The sequence below is a fragment of the Streptomyces sp. NPDC056452 genome (assembly GCF_042796085.1).
GTDB lineage: Bacteria > Actinomycetota > Actinomycetes > Streptomycetales > Streptomycetaceae > Streptomyces.
This window is the reverse complement of the sequence record NZ_JBHTRI010000005.1, coordinates 77,509-94,359: the sequence shown is the minus strand read 5'-3', so window position 1 is coordinate 94,359 and position 16,851 is coordinate 77,509. Positions and strand designations below refer to the sequence as shown.

General features: G+C 71.6%; 14 protein-coding genes. 3 read left to right on the top strand and 11 right to left on the bottom strand.

From position 1 onward, the window contains the following. Positions 1-84: 84 nt before the first annotated feature. Positions 85-1,035, bottom strand: a complete 951-nt coding sequence (locus tag ACFQ6X_RS06910; protein WP_383177061.1) for a 2-hydroxyacid dehydrogenase — start codon at positions 1,033-1,035, stop codon at positions 85-87. 131 nt (positions 1,036-1,166) lie between these two features. On the opposite strand from ACFQ6X_RS06910, the gene ACFQ6X_RS06905 reads away from it, so the two are divergent. The 3 genes from ACFQ6X_RS06905 to ACFQ6X_RS06895 all read left to right on the top strand — a co-directional run bounded on the left by ACFQ6X_RS06905 (position 1,167) and on the right by ACFQ6X_RS06895 (position 3,666). Then, the gene (locus tag ACFQ6X_RS06905) at positions 1,167-2,123 is read left to right on the top strand and encodes an aldo/keto reductase (protein WP_383177464.1); all 957 of its coding nucleotides are present in this window, start codon (positions 1,167-1,169) and stop codon (positions 2,121-2,123) included. Positions 2,124-2,216: 93 nt separating this feature from the next. Next, positions 2,217-3,434: a PQQ-dependent sugar dehydrogenase gene (locus ACFQ6X_RS06900; RefSeq protein WP_383177058.1), complete on the top strand. Its 1,218-nt coding sequence runs from the start codon at positions 2,217-2,219 to the stop codon at positions 3,432-3,434. Positions 3,435-3,471: 37 nt separating this feature from the next. Then, positions 3,472-3,666, top strand: coding sequence for a DUF6191 domain-containing protein (locus ACFQ6X_RS06895; RefSeq protein ID WP_383177055.1), 195 nt, complete (start codon positions 3,472-3,474; stop codon positions 3,664-3,666). A gap of 79 nt (positions 3,667-3,745) precedes the next feature. On the opposite strand, the gene ACFQ6X_RS06890 is transcribed toward ACFQ6X_RS06895, so the two are convergent. The 10 genes from ACFQ6X_RS06890 to ACFQ6X_RS06845 all read right to left on the bottom strand — a co-directional run bounded on the left by ACFQ6X_RS06890 (position 3,746) and on the right by ACFQ6X_RS06845 (position 16,816). Then, a complete protein-coding gene (locus ACFQ6X_RS06890) occupies positions 3,746-6,898 on the bottom strand; it encodes an AAA family ATPase (protein ID WP_383177052.1) in 3,153 nt (1,050 codons plus the stop codon). Positions 6,899-6,900: 2 nt separating this feature from the next. Then, on the bottom strand, positions 6,901-7,122 hold the full coding sequence (locus ACFQ6X_RS06885; protein WP_383177049.1) for a hypothetical protein: 222 nt from the start codon (positions 7,120-7,122) through the stop codon (positions 6,901-6,903). A 136-nt stretch (positions 7,123-7,258) separates the two neighbouring features. After that, entirely contained in the window at positions 7,259-7,888 is a 630-nt protein-coding gene (locus ACFQ6X_RS06880; protein WP_383177046.1) for a hypothetical protein, read from the bottom strand. 52 nt (positions 7,889-7,940) lie between these two features. After that, the gene (locus tag ACFQ6X_RS06875) at positions 7,941-8,495 is read right to left on the bottom strand and encodes a GNAT family N-acetyltransferase (protein WP_383177043.1); all 555 of its coding nucleotides are present in this window, start codon (positions 8,493-8,495) and stop codon (positions 7,941-7,943) included. An 18-nt stretch (positions 8,496-8,513) separates the two neighbouring features. After that, the gene (locus ACFQ6X_RS06870) at positions 8,514-10,733 is read right to left on the bottom strand and encodes an MMPL family transporter (protein ID WP_383177040.1); all 2,220 of its coding nucleotides are present in this window, start codon (positions 10,731-10,733) and stop codon (positions 8,514-8,516) included. A 216-nt stretch (positions 10,734-10,949) separates the two neighbouring features. Beyond that, on the bottom strand, positions 10,950-12,458 hold the full coding sequence (gene gatB / locus ACFQ6X_RS06865; protein ID WP_383177037.1) for an Asp-tRNA(Asn)/Glu-tRNA(Gln) amidotransferase subunit GatB: 1,509 nt from the start codon (positions 12,456-12,458) through the stop codon (positions 10,950-10,952). Positions 12,459-12,472: 14 nt separating this feature from the next. After that, entirely contained in the window at positions 12,473-12,715 is a 243-nt protein-coding gene (locus tag ACFQ6X_RS06860; protein WP_350991065.1) for a hypothetical protein, read from the bottom strand. Further along, positions 12,712-14,214, bottom strand: a complete 1,503-nt coding sequence (gene gatA / locus ACFQ6X_RS06855) for an Asp-tRNA(Asn)/Glu-tRNA(Gln) amidotransferase subunit GatA (protein ID WP_383177033.1) — start codon at positions 14,212-14,214, stop codon at positions 12,712-12,714. The genes ACFQ6X_RS06860 and gatA overlap by 4 nt, the downstream gene beginning before the upstream one ends. A 5-nt stretch (positions 14,215-14,219) precedes the next feature. Continuing rightward, positions 14,220-14,516: an Asp-tRNA(Asn)/Glu-tRNA(Gln) amidotransferase subunit GatC gene (gatC, locus tag ACFQ6X_RS06850; protein WP_014048481.1), complete on the bottom strand. Its 297-nt coding sequence runs from the start codon at positions 14,514-14,516 to the stop codon at positions 14,220-14,222. A 143-nt stretch (positions 14,517-14,659) separates the two neighbouring features. Further along, on the bottom strand, positions 14,660-16,816 hold the full coding sequence (locus ACFQ6X_RS06845) for a putative bifunctional diguanylate cyclase/phosphodiesterase (protein ID WP_383177030.1): 2,157 nt from the start codon (positions 16,814-16,816) through the stop codon (positions 14,660-14,662). Between the last annotated feature and the right edge of the window lie 35 nt (positions 16,817-16,851).

Below are 16,851 nucleotides of genomic sequence, written 5' to 3'. Positions count from 1 at the left end.
CGCAGGGACATAGCTTCTCTACTCTCCGTGACCACCTGGGGTGTTGTCGGAAACCGCGTGCACAAGCGCCGTTCCGGAGCGTGCTCAGCCGGTCGTGAGTACGAGGTTGTGAACCTGCTCTCCTGCGGCGAAGCGGGTGACTTGGCCGGCCAGCAGACGCTTGGCGCGCGGCAGGAACGCCGAGGTGCTGCCGCCCACATGGGGGGTGATCAGAACGTTGGGAGCATGCCAGAGCGGATGGCCCGCGGGCAGGGGTTCGGGATCGGTGACATCGAGCGCGGCACGCAGCCTGCCGGACTCGAGTTCGGTCAGCAGGGCCGCCGTGTCGACAACGGCTCCCCTGGCAACGTTCACGAGCAGGGCGCCGTCCGGCATCGCGGCGAGGAATTCGGCGCCCACCAGCCCTTGTGTGGAGGGGTTCAGCGGGGTGGACAGAATGACGACGTCGGCTTCGGGCAGCAGTGCGGGAAGCTCCTCGAGCGCGTGTACGGGGCCGCGCGCGGATGCCCGTGCGGAGCGTGCGACGCGCACCACCCGCGCGCACTCGAAGGGTTCGAGCCTGTCCTCGATGGCCGCGCCGATCGATCCGTACCCCACGACGAGTACGGACTTGTCGGCGAGGGCGGGGTAGAAGCCGGAGAGCCACTCCTCCTTGTCCTGGCCGTGCACGAAGCCCGGGAATCCACGCAGCGAGGCCAGGATCAGGGCGAGAGCGAGTTCGGCGGTCGACGCCTCGTGCACCCCCTTGGCATTGCACAGCCGTACGCCGTCGGGCAGGAGGCCGAGCCCCGGCTCGACATGGTCGATGCCCGCGGACAGCGTCTGCACGACCTGGAGGCCGGTCATCTCCTTGAGCGGGCGGACGGCGACCTCCGGCCCCTTCATGTACGGAACGACGTAGAAGGCGCAGTCGGCGGGGTCCGCGGGGTAGTCCCGGCCGCCGTCCCAGAACCGGTAGTTGAGACCCTCGGGGAGCCCCTCGATCTCGTCGGCCGCGATCGGCAGCCACACGTCGGTAGCAGGTGTCGAAGTCATGGTCAGGAGGCTATGCGAAGGGCACGGGGCGCCAGAGGCTACTTTGGGGTCCGGAGTGGGCCCGCGACGGCGGGACCGAGGGAGGGTTCGGGGAGTTGGAGCGCAGGACTATCGGTGCGGCGGCACTCGCCGTGGGCGCGGTCGGGCTGGGGTGCATGCCGATGAGCTGGGCCTACAGCACGTCGCAGCAGCGCGGCGACCGTTCGCTGCGGACGGTGCACGCCGCACTGGACGCCGGCGTCCAACTGCTCGACACCGCCGACATGTACGGCCCGTTCACCAACGAGCTGCTGGTCGGGCGCGCGCTCAAGGGGCGCCGGTCCGACGCCTTCCTCTCCACCAAGTGCGGGCTGCTGGTGGGCGATCAGCACATCGTCGCCAACGGGCGCCCCGGCTATGTGCGGCGGGCCTGCGATGCCTCGCTGCGGCGGCTGCAGACCGATGTGATCGATCTGTACCAGCTGCACAGGGCCGACCCCGAAGTGCCGGTGGAGGAGACCTGGGGCGCGATGGCGGACCTGGTGACCGCGGGCAAGGTCCGGTCGCTCGGACTGTGCGCGGTGGGAGCACGGGCCGGGCGGCGGCCGGGGGCCCGGATGCATGACGGAACGATCCGGCAGCTGGAGCGGGTGCAGCAGGTCTTCCCCGTCAGCGCGGTCGAGGCGGAGCTCTCCGTGTGGTCTCCGGAGGCGCTGGACCAGCTGCTGCCCTGGTGCACGGCGCGGGGTGTCGGCCTGCTGGCGGCGATGCCGCTGGGCAACGGCTATCTGACGGGGACGCTGAAGCCGGGCCAGGGCTTCGAACCGGACGATCCGCGGGCCAGGCACCCGCGGTTCACGGCGGAGATGATGGCGGCGAACCAGCCGGTCGTGGCGGGTCTGCGGCGGATCGCGGAGCGGCACGGCGCCACTCCTGCCCAGGTGGCACTGGCCTGGGTGCTGCGCCAGGGCCGGCATGTGGTTCCCGTGCCCGGCGCGAAGCAGGAGCGGTGGGCCGTGGAGAACGCGGGGGCGGCGGACCTGGTCCTCACGGACCGGGACGTGGCGGAGATCGCCGGGCTGCCGCCGGCCCGCGGGTCGTGGGACTGATCACGCGGCGGGAGAATTGACGGAGATCGGGAACCCGCGGGCGGGCAGCGGTGTAAGAACAGTAGTCATGCGGCCGTCGAAAGGATCGGTGCTGTGCGCGGTGCTGTGTTCGGATCTGTGCAAACTCCTGCGGTGCGCAAGGGGGTAGTGGCCCTGCTGGCGGCAGCTTCGCTGCTGCTGTCCGCCGCCTGTTCCTCCGGCGGTGGGTCCGGTGACACGGCGGGCCGTGAGGGTGACGCCTCGCCACCGGCGAGCTCCTCCTCCCCTCCGCCCGCCTCGTCGAGCCCCGCGGCCGATCTGCCGCCGGCCAAGGGCTCCGTGGAGGTGGTCTCGACGCTCACGGAGGGCCTCCCGACGCCGTGGGGGCTGGCGGCGCTGCCCGGTGGCGATCTGCTGGTGGCTTCGCGCGACGACGCGACGATCAGCCGGATCGACGGGAAGAGCGGCAGGAAGACCCTGCTGGGCTCCGTTCCCGGCGTAGCCGTAGGCGGTGAGGGCGGGCTGCTGGGCCTGGCGGTCGCCCCGACGTACGGCGCGGACCATCTGGTGTACGCGTACTTCACCACCGAGTCGGACAACCGCATCGCGCGCATGCAGTACGACGAGCAGAAGCCGGCCGGCCAGCAGCTCGGCGCCCCGGACACGATCCTGCGGGGCATCCCGAAGGGCTCCGTCCACAACGGCGGACGGATCGCGTTCGGTCCGGACCGCATGCTGTACGCGGGCACGGGCGAGACGGGCGACACGGGTCTCGCCCAGGACAGGACGTCTCTGGCGGGCAAGATCCTGAGGATGACCCCGGACGGTGAGCCGGTGCACGGCAACCCCGAGGCGGACTCGGTGGTGTATTCGTACGGCCACCGCAATGTCCAGGGGCTGGCCTGGGACAGCCGCAAGCAGCTCTGGGCGGCCGAGTTCGGCCAGGACACCTGGGACGAGCTGAACCGCATCGAGCCGGGGAAGAACTACGGCTGGCCGGACGTCGAGGGCAAGAAGGGCGAGAAGGGTTTCGTCGACCCGGTGGCCCAGTGGAAGACCTCCGACGCGTCCCCGAGCGGTATCGCGTACGCGGAGGGCTCGATCTGGATGGCGGGCCTGCGCGGTGAGCGGCTCTGGCGGATTCCGCTGTCCGGCACGGCGGGCAAGGAACCATTGGCGGCGCCCCAGGCGTTCCTCGAGGGGAAGTACGGCCGGCTGCGGACCGTGCTCGCTGCGGGCGGCGACAAGCTGTGGCTGGTCACGAGCAATTCGGACGGACGTGGCTCACCGAAGCCGGGGGACGACCGGATCCTGCTGCTGAAGGTGCGGTAGCGACCCACCGGGCGGCCTGTCGGAGGGAGCGCGGACGGTGTTCAACTTCTTCGAGGAGCTGTTCGCGCCGGGCCGTAAGCACACGGCCGAGGAGCACAGACGGCTGGAGCTGAGCCGCGTGGACCTGGGCGTCGGTGACCCTGCCCGGGGCCCGATAGACCTCACCTCCGGCCGGGTGACGGTGCGCCGCCCGACGACGGACCCGGCCGAACCACACCCGTCCGGCGACTGAGGGCACCGCGCCGCCAACCCGCCGCCGCCCGAGCGGGCGCGTGCGGCCTGCGCAGCGACGCCCGGGCCGAGCCCGTACGTCACCTCGCCGGGTACAGCCTGAACCGGTGTGCGAGCGCGGCCGCCTCGCCGCGGCTGGAGACGTTCAGTTTGGCGAGGATGTTGGAGACGTGCACGCTCGCGGTCTTCGGCGAGATGTAGAGCTCCTCGGCGATCCTGCGGTTGGTGTATCCCGCAGCGACCAGCCGGTGGACTTCCTGCTCCCGGGTCGTCAGGCCGAAGGACTCGATCGCGTCCACGGCCGGGGCGGGTGCGGCCGGGTGGATCCCGCCGTCGGCGCCCACGACGTCCGCCTCGTCCACGTCACCCCCGGTGGCCCCCGCGTCCCGTGCTCCCCGCGCGGGCGCTGCGAGCGTGATGCGGGCACGGCCGGCGAGCAGCTCGACGCTCTCCACGAGCGGCCGGGCTCCGAGCCGGTCCGCCACCGCGTGGGCCTCGCGCAGGAGGGCCGCTGCCGGAGCTCTGTCACCGGCCCCGGACGCGGCGAGCATCGCCTCCGCCCAGCGGTGCCGGATCCGGGCCAGCTCGAAGGGCCGCTGAAGAGGGCCGAAGGCCGCGGCGGCGCGGGACCAGTGATCCGGGGTGTCGGCGCCCTCCGCGCGGGCCAGTTCCGCCTCGACCAGCACACCGTAGGCCGCCCACACGGGGACGAGCATCGGCAGCCGCTTGAGGTGGCCGCGGATGCGTTCCAGGATCGCCGGTCGGCCCGGCTCGGTGGCGGGCAGCCCGCGCGCATCGGCCTCGATCGACGCCGCGACGTCCAGCAGCGGCAGGGCGTAGCGCTGGGTGCCCGTCGGGAAGCCCTCCTCGGACTGCGCCTCGAACGCTGCCCGCGCCTCGGGGAGCCGGCCCTGCTGGGCGGCCAGTTCCATGGCGTACCGGACGGGGCTGATCAGATGCTGGGGCTGCGGATCGTGACGGCCCAGAAGTCGCCGGTTCAGCGCCAGTTGCTCCTCCGCCTCGCCGTAGTCGCCGCGGGCGAGTGCCAGTTCCGTACGGCGTGAGGCGATGAGCCCCTGGGACTTGCGGGACCGCGCGACCAGGTCCGCCGCGTCGAGGGCCGCCCGGCTCTCGTCCCAGTGCCCGAGGGAGAAGTACGACTGCGCCTGGTTGGCCAGGACCCAGGCCTCTGAGTCGGGGATGCCGTGGCTGTGGCAGATCCGGATGCCGTGGTCGGCGGCGGCCACCGCTTCCAGGGAGCGGCCCGCCGACTCGAGCGAGGACGGCAGGTTGATGCTGGCACGGCTCATCACGCCCACCAGGTGCAGCTCTTCGGCCCGGTCGCGGACGGCGTACATCTCGGCGACCCCCTCCTCGACGCCGCCGGCGTCGATGGTGAGCCAGCCACGGGTGAGCCGGGCGTGCAGCTGGATGTACTCGTCGCCGACGAGGCGCGCGTACTCCACGGCACGGTCGGCCGCGACCAGCGTGTCCGGGCCCGGCCGGTGCAGGGCGCCCCAGCTCGCCACGTTGGCCAGCACGTCGGCGTGCACCGACGAGGGGTGCAGACCGCGCACCAGCTCCTGTGCGGTGGCCAGTTCCTGCCAGCCGTCACCCCGGGACAGATGATGCGTCAGCAGGGAACGCTGCACCCAGAACCATGCCGCGCGCAGGGGATCCGTGTCGCCGTCCAGGACGCGCAGGGCCTTCTTGGCGATGGCCAGGGCCCGTTCGCGGTCGCCGCCGAAGCGCGCGGCGACGGTGGCCTCGGCCATGAGGTCGAGGTAGCGCATCGGTGCGGTCTCGGGGTCGCAGCCGCAGCCCGGGTAGACCTCGGCGTAGTCGATCGGGCGCAGGGTGGCGCGTATCTCTTCCGGTACGTCGTCCCACAGCTCCATGGCCCGTTCCAGCAGGCGCAGTTGCTCGGAGTAGGCGTAGCGGCGGCGGGCCTCGACCGAGGCGCCCAGCACCGCGGGGAGGGCTTTGGCCGGGTCGTGCGCGGCGTACCAGTAGCTGGCGAGCCGGGCGGCGCGTTCCTCGGCGCGTACGAGGGACGGGTCGGCCTCCAGCGCTTCGGCGTAGCGGCGGTTGAGGCGGTTGCGTTCGCCGTGCAGCAGGTCGTCGCTGACGGCCTCGCGGACCAGGGAGTGCCGGAAGCGGTATCCGTCGGAGTCGGGGGCCGGCAGGAGCAGGTTGGCGCCGACCGCTGCCCGGAGCGCCTCGTCGAGGTCGTCCTCGGCCAGCCCGGCGACGGCGGCGAGGAGCGAGTGCTCGACCGTGGAGCCGCCCTCGGCGATGATCCTGGCGATCCGCTGGGCGTTCTCGGGCAGTGCCTCGACCCGGACGAGGAGGAGGTCGCGCAGCGATTCGGAGAGCCGGGAGCTGTCACCGCAGCACTCCACGCTGCGGGCGAGCTCCTCGACGAAGAAGGCGTTGCCGTCGGAGCGGTCGAAGATCTCGTCGACGAGCGCGGCCTCGGGCGTCGCGGCGAGGATGCCGGTGAGCTGCCGGCCGACCTCGGCGAGGCTGAACCGGTCGAGTTCGATGCGGCGGACGGTACGGAGCCGGTCCATTTCCGCCAGGAGGGGGCGCAGGGGGTGGCGGCGGTGGACGTCGTCGGCGCGGTACGTACCGATGACGACGAGTCGGCCGTCGCGCAGGGTGCGGAAGAGGTAGGCGAGGAGGTGCCGGGTGGAGGTGTCGGCCCAGTGCAGGTCCTCCAGGACGAGGACGACCGTGCGGGCGGCGGAGACGCGCTCCAGCATCCGGGCGGCGAGCTCGAAGAGACGGGCGGTGCCGTGCTCGTCGTTCGATGTCCGGTCCGCTTCGCCCAGTTCGGGCAGCAGCCGGGCCAGTTCGCCCTCCTGCCCGGCGAGTGCCTCGGTCAGTTCCTCGGGCAGCGCGCGGCGCAGGGCGCGCAGTGCTGTGGAGAAGGGGGCGTACGGCAGGCCGTCGGCCCCGATCTCCACACAGCTGCCGACGGCCACGACGGCCTCGCGGCGGGAGGCCGCCTCGAGGAACTCCTCGACCAGCCGGGTCTTGCCGACCCCTGCCTCGCCGCCGATGAGCAGTGCCTGCGGTTCGCCTGCCGAGGCGCGGGCGAGCGCATCGGTGAGCGAGGCGAGTTCACCGGCTCGGCCGACGAACACGGGGCTGACGGTGTTGGTCTCCACATCGCTGAGCATCGCATACGGGTGCGACTCCGCGAGGGTCGCGGAAGGACGGACGGCCATGGCTATGCGGCGTGCACGAACCGGTCGCTGCCGTTGCTCACCCGCCCCTCCGTGTCATCCGGTCCGGCACTGCGGGCCGAGCGGCGGGCGGCCCGGCGGGCGAGCACGGCCTGGCGGACGGTCCGCTGCTCGTCCGCCTCGCGGATCAGATCGGCGGCGTTGATCCGGTGGAGCTCGTAGGCGTACATGGTCTTCTCCCTGGTGACGACGGCCGGTTGGGGCACGGCTTACTGCCGTGCCCCAACTGTGGTCTGCCAGGGGGTGCCGCCGCATCGGGCGTGTGCCGCATCCGAGCGCGGTCCGGTGCCTTAGTCCGGGGCGCCCGGTGCCTTAGGCGCGACGGCCGGCTCCTCGGGGCGGTCAGCCTCCGGTCGCCGGCGCGCCCGCGCTCGGCAGGGAGACGAAGAGATCGAAGTACATGCCTACGGAGATGAGTACGCCCAGTACGCCGAGTGCGATGCCTGCCAGCGCGACAGCGCGGATCCAGCCCGGCTGCGGGCGGTCGGAGGGTGCGCCGAAGGCGGGGCGCAGGAGGACGAAGGCGCCGACCAGCAGGGCGACGAGGGCGAAGAGCCCGTTGACGAGGGCCGTGGTGTGCCAGGCGTCGGCGTAGATCTCGGAGATCTGCTGGGCCGCGCTGCCACCGCCGGAGGTCTTGATCTGGCCGATCAGGGTCTCGCGCTCGGCGGCGACCCGGCCGGTCCAGGCCCCCGTGAGGGAGACGACGCCCAGTCCGGCGGCCACGACGGCCCCGGCTCCGCCACCGACCCCGGCGGACGCCGCGGCTTCCGCCTCGGCGTAGGGGTCGGGCTCCAGGTCGTCGCCGTCCGCGGCCGCGTGCCCTACGGCATCGTCGGACGCGTGGTCGTCCGAGGCGCCCTCGGCGGGCTCCTTCTTCGTCAGGTCCGCTGCGGCGCTCTCGTCCGCTGCCGACGTCTCCTCGCGGTCGTCGTCGACGGCGGAGGTGGTCTGGGAGGGGGTGGTCTTCATGCGCCGCACGCTAGGGGGCCAGGATGAGAACCTCCTTAACGCGCGACGCCCCTCACTTCCGCCCGGCACGCCATTCGGAGGCCAGTACCGACCAGATCTCCTCGTCGTGCCGCTCTCCCCGGTACAGATAGGCCTCGCGCAGCACGCCGTCGCGCGTCATGCCGAGCCGCTCGGCTGCCGCGACGCTGCGGGTGTTGGCGGCGGAGGCGACCCACTCCACCCGGTGCATGCCGCGCACGTCGACGGCCCAGTCGATCAGCTTGCGCGACGCCCGGTTCACCAGCCCCCGGCCCTCCCCCGCGGGCTCCAGCCAGCAGCCGATCTCGCAGTTCCCGGTCTCCGCCTCGAATATCCGGAACAGGACGCCCCCGACGAGTGTGCCGTCCAGCCAGATTCCGTAGAGCCGGCCGGTGTCGGCAGCCTGCTTGTCCGCGTACCTCTGGAGCAGGGCGCGCGCGGAGGAGAGGTCCGTCGCGGCTGCGGCGAACGGGATCCAGGGGTCGACGAGGCCCCGCGCCCGGTCCATGTGGGCCAGGAACTCCTCCGCCTGCCAGGGCTCCAGCGGGCGCAGCTGCGCCCCGTCATCACCCAGGGACACCGCGAACATAGGGACTTCTCCTCGGTCTCAGTGGACGCGCTGCGCGACGGCCCGGTCCTGGGCCTCGGCGCGCTCCCCGGGAATTTTCGCATGCGGCGCCGTCCGGTCCGGGGGCTCGATGCTTATGCGCGGGAGCAGCCGGTCGAGCCGGGCGGGCAGCCACCAGTTCGCGCCGCCGAGCATGTGCATCAGGGCGGGTACCAGCAGGGTGCGCAGGACGAAGGCGTCGAGTGCGACGGCGGCGGCCAGCGCGATGCCGAACATCGCGATGACGCGGTCTCCGCTGAGCACGAAGGCCAGGAAGACCGAGATCATGATCACCGCGGCGGAGTTGATCACCCGGCCCGTCTCGGCGAGGCCCACGCGGACCGACCTGCGGTTGTCCCCGGTCTCCAGCCACTCCTCGTACATCCGGCCGACCAGGAAGACCTGGTAGTCCATCGAGAGCCCGAAGAGCACGGACACCATGATCACCGGCAGGAAGGGTTCGATCGGTCCTGCGCTGCCGAGCCCCAGCAGTTCGCTGCCCCAGCCCCACTGGAAGACCGCGACGACGACCCCGAAGGAGGATGCGACGGCGGCCACGTTCATCACGGCGGCCTTCAGCGGGATGGCCAGGGACCGGAAGGCCAGGAGCAGGAGCAGGCAGCCGAGTCCGATGACGACCCCGACGAAGAGCGGCAGCTTGCCGATGATGATCTCTGCGAAGTCGTCGTAGCTGGCTGTCACCCCGCCCACGTGGGCCTGGAGAGACGTGTTCTCCTGAATGGGCGGCAGCACGTCGTCACGCAGCCGGTCGACGAGTTCGCTGGTCCGCTGCGACTGGGGAGCGGACTCCGGGACGACGGTGACGAACGCCGTGTCGCCGCTGTTGTTGTACGTCACCGGGCTCACGGAGGCGACGCCGTCGGTGGCCCGCAGGACACCGGGCAGACCGTCCAGCGCGAGCCGGTCGTCGGCTCCGTCGAGGTGGGCGGCGATCGTCAGCGGCCCGTTGACGCCGGGTCCGAAACCGTGGGCCAGCAGGTCGTACGCCTGCCGGGTGGTCGCCGTGGCCGGGTTGTTGCCCTGGTCGGAGGTTCCCAGATGCAGCCCGAAGGCGGGCAGGGCGAGCACCGCCATGATCGCGGCGGCGACCACTCCGAGCAGCTTGGGGTGCCGCTCGACGAACGCGGACCAGCGCGCGGCGAAGCCGGTGGTGCGTTCGCGCTGCGGTCCGTGCACGGCGAGCTGCCTGCGTTCGCGCCGGCTCAGCGCCCGCATGCCGATGAAGGAGAGCAGCGCGGGCAGCAGGGTCACGGAGGCGGCGACGGTCAGCACCACGGTGAGCGAGGCGGCGATCGCGACACCGTTGAGGAAGCCGAGCCGCAGGACCAGCATGCCCAGCAGGGCGACGCAGACGGTGGCTCCGGCGAAGACGACGGCCCGCCCCGTGGTCGCGACGGCGTTCTGCGCCGCTTCGGGCACGGACAGGCCGCGCCGCAGGCCTCTGCGGTGCCGGGTGACGATGAACAGCGCGTAGTCGATGCCCACGCCGAGCCCGATCAGCATGCCCAGCATCGGTGCGAAGTCGGCGACGGTCATGACATGGCCGAGCAGCACGATCCCCGCGTACGCCGTGCCGACGGAGACGAGTGCGGTGGCGATGGGCAGCAGGCTGGCGGCGAGCGAGCCGAAGGCGAGGAAGAGCACGACGGCGGCGACGACCACCCCGACGGCCTCGCTGAGGTGGATGCCCGGCGCTTCGGTCAGGGCGACGGCGCTGCCGCCGAGTTCGACCTGGAGCCCGTCGCTCTCGGCCGCCTTCGCGGTGTCGACGACGGCCTGGGCCTGTTCCCGCGGGATCTCGTCGGCCCGGTGGTCGAAGGTGATCGTGGCGTAGGCGGTGCGGCTGTCCGCGCTGACCTGTCCGTTGCCGTCGGCCCCGTAGGGTCCGGTGACGTCGCCGACTCCGGGCAGCGCGTCGATGGCCTGCAGCGTCCTGGTCATGGTCTGTTCGACGTCGGCGGCGCGGACGGTGGGGCCCGTGGTGTGCCAGACGACGGTGTCGGTGTCGCCGCCGAGGTCCGTGAATCCCGCCTGGAGGAGTTCACCCGCGCGGCCGGACTCGGTTCCCGGCACCTCGTAGTTGTTGGAGTACGCGGAGCCCGCGAAAACCGCTGCCCCTGCCGTGCCGCCGAGGGCGAGCAGCCAGATGAGGACAGCGGCGAGGCGGTGCCTGAGGCACCAGCGTGCGATGGCGGCCAACGGACGTGCTCCCTGCGGGTTCGTGGACCGTCGACGGGAATAAGGGGAACATCCCGAAAAAGTCGCATGACCTGAGGACCGTCACTCTGTCAGGCATTAGTGATCAATTGTCCTGTTCGTGGCCATGGTCACAGACTTCCCGCACCACACGAAAGGGCGGTGCACCCGGTTGTCCGGGTGCACCGCCCTTCGCTCACACGGTCCTGCGGGAAGGCCTCAGCCCTCGACGCCGAGCTTCTCCAGGATCAGCTCACGTACACGCGCCGCGTCGGCCTGACCGCGGGTGGCCTTCATGACCGCGCCGACCAGGGCGCCCGCCGCGGCGACCTTGCCGCCACGGATCTTGTCGGCGATCGCGGCGTTGGCCGCGATGGCCTCGTCGACGGCCGTGCCCAGCGCGCCCTCGTCGGAGACGACCTTCAGGCCGCGCTTCTCGACGACGGTGTCCGGGTCGCCCTCGCCCGCGAGGACACCCTCGAGGACCTGGCGTGCCAGCTTGTCGTTGAGGTCGCCCGAGGTGACGAGCTCGGCGACCCTGGCGACCTGCACGGGGGTGACGCCCAGCTCGTCGAGGCCGCGACCGGTCTCGTTGGCGTTACGGGCGAGCTCGCCCATCCACCACTTGCGGGCCTGGTCCGCCGGAGCGCCCGCCTCCGTCGTGGCGACGATCAGGTCGACCGCGCCCGCGTTGAGGATGGACTGCATGTCGTGCTCGGAGACGCCCCACTCCTCCTTGAGCCGCGCGCGGCGCAGCCGCGGCAGCTCGGGGAGGCCCTTGCGGAGCTCCTCGACCCATTCACGGGCCGGAGCGACGGGCACGAGGTCCGGCTCCGGGAAGTACCGGTAGTCCTCGGCGTTGTCCTTGATGCGGCCGGCCGTGGTGGAGCCGTCCTCCTCGTGGAAGTGCCGGGTCTCCTGCACGATCGTCCCGCCGGAGTTCAGCACGGCGGCGTGGCGCTGGATCTCGAAGCGGGCGGCACGCTCGACGGAACGCAGCGAGTTCACGTTCTTCGTCTCGGAGCGCGTACCGAACTCCTCCCGGCCGTGGGGCCGCAGCGACAGGTTCACGTCGCAGCGCATCTGCCCCATTTCCATCCGGGCCTCCGACACACCGAGCGCCTTGATGAGCTCGCGGAGCTCGGCGACGTACGCCTTGGCGACCTCGGGAGCGCGCGCGCCCGCACCCTCGATCGGCTTGGTGACGATCTCGATGAGCGGGATGCCCGCACGGTTGTAGTCGAGCAGGGAGTGGGACGCGCCGTGGATACGGCCCGTGGCACCGCCGACGTGCGTCGACTTGCCGGTGTCCTCCTCCATGTGGGCGCGCTCGATCTGCACGCGGAAGATCTCGCCGTCCTCCAGCTGGACGTCCAGATAGCCGTTGAAGGCGATCGGCTCGTCGTACTGGGAGGTCTGGAAGTTCTTCGGCATGTCCGGATAGAAGTAGTTCTTCCGGGCGAAGCGGCACCACTCGGCGATCTCGCAGTTCAGCGCGAGACCGATCTTGATCGCGGACTCGACGCCGATCTCGTTGACGACCGGCAGCGCGCCGGGCAGCCCGAGGCAGACCGGGCAGGTCTGCGAGTTGGCGTCCTGCTTGAGCTCCGTGGAGCAGCCGCAGAACATCTTGGTCTTGGTGCCGAGCTCGACATGGACTTCGAGGCCCATGACGGGGTCGTACGTCGCGAGGGCGTCCTCGTACGACTCCAGGTCAATGACAGTCACTGAAACTTTCCCTCTCAGCCCAGCAGGACGTCGTCGTCGCCGAGGCGCTTCAGTTCGCGATAGAGAATCGCGAGGCCGGTGACGATCGCGGCGGCGGATACGGCGGCGTCGATCAGCCGCAGTGTGTCGTTTTCCTGGCGGGCCATCTTCACCTGCTTGAACACGCTGAGCGCGCCGAAGGCGGTGGTGCCCATGGACACGTACGCGCCGGTCTTGGACTTCTTGAAGTTCTTGGCCTTCTTAGCCATTGCGCTCATAGCGACGGAGCCTCCTCAAGCAGCGGGTGTCCCCACTTTTCCACGAATGCGGCCTCGACGGCGGCTCCGACCTTGTACAGCCGGTCGTCCTTCATGGCGGGGGCGATGATCTGCAGCCCGACCGGCAGGCCGTCCTCCGGGGCCAGGCCGCAGGGCAGCGACATGGCGGAGTTGCCGGCGAGGTTGGTCGGAATGGTGCACAGGTCCGCGAGGTACATCGCCATCGGGTCGTCGGCGCGCTCGCCGATCGGGAAGGCGGTGGTGGGCGTCGTCGGCGAGACGATGACGTCCACCTGCTCGAACGCCTTCTCGAAGTCCTGCGTGATGAGGGTGCGGACCTTCTGTGCCGAGCCGTAGTACGCGTCGTAGTAGCCGGAGCTGAGCGCGTACGTACCGAGGATGACGCGGCGCTTGACCTCGTCGCCGAAGCCGGCCTCACGGGTGAGGGCGGTGACGTCCTCCGCGGAGCGCGTGCCGTCGTCGCCGACCCGCAGGCCGTAGCGCATGGCGTCGAAGCGGGCCAGGTTCGAGGAGCACTCGGACGGCGCGATCAGGTAGTACGCCGACAGGGCCAGGTCGAAGGACGGGCAGTCCAGCTCGACGATCGTGGCGCCCAGCGACTTCAGCAGCTCGACCGACTCGTTGAAGCGCTGGACGACGCCTGCCTGGTAGCCCTCGCCCGCGAACTGCTTGACGACTCCGACGCGCATGCCCTGTACGGAGCCGTTGCGCGCGGCCTCGACGACCGGCGGGACCGGGGCGTCGATGGACGTCGAGTCGAGCGGGTCGTGGCCGGCGATGGCCTCGTGCAGGAGCGCCGCGTCCAGGACCGTGCGGGCGCAGGGCCCGCCCTGGTCGAGGGACGAGGAGAAGGCGACCATGCCGTAGCGGGAGACGCCGCCGTAGGTGGGCTTGACGCCGACGGTGCCGGTGACGGCCGCGGGCTGGCGGATGGAGCCGCCGGTGTCCGTGCCGATGGCGAGCGGGGCCTCGAAGGAGGCGAGCGCGGCCGAGGAGCCGCCGCCGGAGCCGCCCGGGATGCGGGTGAGGTCCCACGGGTTGCCGGTCGGGCCGTAGGCGCTGTTCTCGGTGGAGGACCCCATGGCGAACTCGTCCATGTTGGTCTTGCCGAGAATGACGACGTCGGCGGCCTTCAGCCGCTTGGTGACGGTCGCGTCGTACGGCGGGACCCAGCCCTCGAGGATCTTCGAGCCGACGGTGGTCGGCATGTCCTGCGTGGTGAAGATGTCCTTGAGCGCGAGCGGGACGCCGGCCAGCGGACCGAGCTTCTCGCCCGCCTCGCGCTTGGCGTCGACGGCGCGGGCCTGCGCGAGCGCGCCCTCGCGGTCGATGTGCAGGAAGGCGTGGACCTTCTCGTCGATGGCTTCGATCCGGGCCAGGTGGGCCTCGGTGACCTCGACGGCCGTCAGCTCGCCGGAGGCGATCTTCGCGGCGATCTCCGCCGCGGTGAGCTTGATGATGGTGCTGATGTCCGTCATGGCTGTTAGTCCTCCCCCAGGATCTGCGGCACCTTGAAACGCTGCTGCTCCTGGGCAGGGGCGCCGGAGAGCGCCTGCGCGGGGGTGAGCGACGGACGGACCTCGTCCGCGCGCATGACGTTCGTCAGCGGCAGCGGGTGGGAGGTCGGCGGTACGTCTTGGTCGGCGACCTCGGAGACGCGGGCGACCGCGCCGATGATGTCGTCGAGCTGACCGGCGAAGTGCTCGAGCTCTTCGCCCTTCAGCTCCAGACGCGCCAGCCGTGCGAGGTGGGCGACCTCCTCGCGCGTGATGCCAGGCATGCAGCGATCCTCAGGGTTCGGTGTGTGGTTTTGGCCCAATCCTATGGGGTCGCCCGCCACTGCCCCGCAATCGCGCCCGGGGCTCATCGAGCCCGTCCGGCGATTGAGGACAAAACGCCCGCCGGGCGCCCCTGCCCCACCCTTCAGGCCGTCGCCGGACCGGGGTTCAGCGCGCGCCCCGCGGGCCTGCTCTCCAGCTCGGGTGTCACCGCGGCCGCCGCTGCGGCAGCCGCTGCGGCCTCCAGCTCCGCCGGCCGCCGCCAGCCGTGCTCGCCCCGCGCCCGCAGCCAGGCGGTCGTCTCCTGCGGCGGCATGGCGGCCGCGACGAGCCACCCCTGGACCGCGTCGCAGTGCAGGTCCCGCAGCCGCTCCCAGGTCTCGTCGTCCTCGACGCCCTCGGCGACGACCACCAGACCGAGCGAGTGGGCCAGGTCGATGGTGCAGCGGACGATCTCCGCGTCCTCGTTGTCGATGGCGAGGCGGGCGACGAACGAACGGTCGATCTTGAGTTCGCTGACCGGCAGCTTGCGCAGGTGGACCAGCGAGGAGTAGCCGGTACCGAAGTCGTCCAGGGACATCTTCACTCCGTGCCCGGTCAGCCCGGCCAGGGTGTCGGCGGCCCGCTGCGGGTCCTCCAGCAGGACGTGCTCGGTTATCTCCAGCTGGAGCGCTCCCGCCGGGACGCCGTGCCGGGCGAGCCGGGCAGCGACGCTTCCCGCGAAGCCCGGGGTGTGGACATCGCGCGGCGAGACGTTGACCGCGACCGGGACGAACAGCCCCTGCGCACGCCACCGGGCCACCTGGGCCAGCGCGGTCTCCAGCACGTACTCGGTGAGGTGCGGCATGAGGCCGGACGACTCCGCGATCGCGATGAACTCGTCCGGGGGGACCCGCCCGCGCTCGGGGTGCACCCAGCGCACCAGGGCTTCGAGCCCGGCGACCTGGCCGTCGAACCTGACCTTCGGCTGGTAGTGGAGCTCCACCTCCTGGGCGTCGAGCGCGCGCCGCAGGTCACCCAGCAGCCCGAGCCGGTCCGGGGTGTTGCTGTCCCGCTTGGACTCGTACACCTCCACGCCCGTACGGTCCCGCTTGGCCTGGTACATGGCCACGTCCGCCCGCCTGAGCAGCCCTTCGGCGTCCAGTGCGTGGTCGGGGTGGACGGCGACCCCGGCGCTCGCCTCGAGGACCAGGGTGAGCCCGTCCAGGTCGAGGGGCGAGGAGAGCTCGGCGACCAGGTGCCGGGCGACGCGCTGGGCGCTGGTGATGGAGTCCGCGGTCGGCAGCAGTACGGCGAACTCGTCGCCGCCCAGCCGTGCGGCCTCCGCACCGCGCGGCAGGGCGAGCCGCAGCCGGTCCGCTATCTGGAGCAGCAGCCGGTCCCCCGCCAGGTGCCCGAGGGTGTCGTTGACGGCGCGGAATCGGTCGAGGTCGATGAGGACGAGCGCGGACCTGGAGCCGGTGCTCCCGGCCTCCTCCAGCGCCGTCCATGTCCTCTCCAGCAGCCACTGGCGGTTGGGCAGGCCGGTCAGCGGATCCCTCAGCTGCTCCTCGGCGCGGGCGCGGGCGATCCACAGGGTGGAGTCGAGGGCGATCAGCGGGACCGCGAAGAGAGGCAGCAGCACGGGCATGGCCGACGCGACGACGCAGATCAGCGGGGCGATGCCGAGCAGGGCGACCGCGACGAGCCCTTGGCGCAGGAGTGCGGTGCGGGCGATCGTCGGCAGCCCGCCGCCCTGGGACGCCCGTGCGTACCACAGCAGGACGCGGGTGACGAGCAGATACGTGGAGGCCGCGAGCAGCACTTCGGGGACGGCGTCGATGCCCCAGTCGAGTGGCCGCCAGGGTCTGGCGACCGTCGGTACCTCCCCGAAGGCGGACAGGACGAGCGCCGCGGCTCCGATGCCGAGGATGTCCACGGCTCCGTGCAGCAGCCCCTGCCACCAGCGGTGCCGCCGGGCGGTGCCGACGAGCACCACGACGACCAGGCTGACCAGACCGGCGGGCACCCAGCCGTAGAGCAGCAGCACGGCGAGTGTGAGGGCGGCGCCGGAACCGGTGCCGCCCCACCAGCGGTCGCGCCCGAGGGCGACCAGATGGCCGACGATGATGCCGGTGAGCAGCGCGAGCGACCAGCCCGCGGCGCCGTCCGGGAAGAGTGCCTCGCCGTCGCGGACCGTCCGGTAGAACCCGGTTGCCAGCTGAACCGTGGCAACCCCCACGACGACAGCTCCCACTTTTGACGTGAGGCCGACGAAACCCTGCAGCCGCGACACCGTTGCGGCGCTCTCGGTCGGTTTCATTCCGTCCCTCTCACAGCCGGCGGTGCCGATGTCCC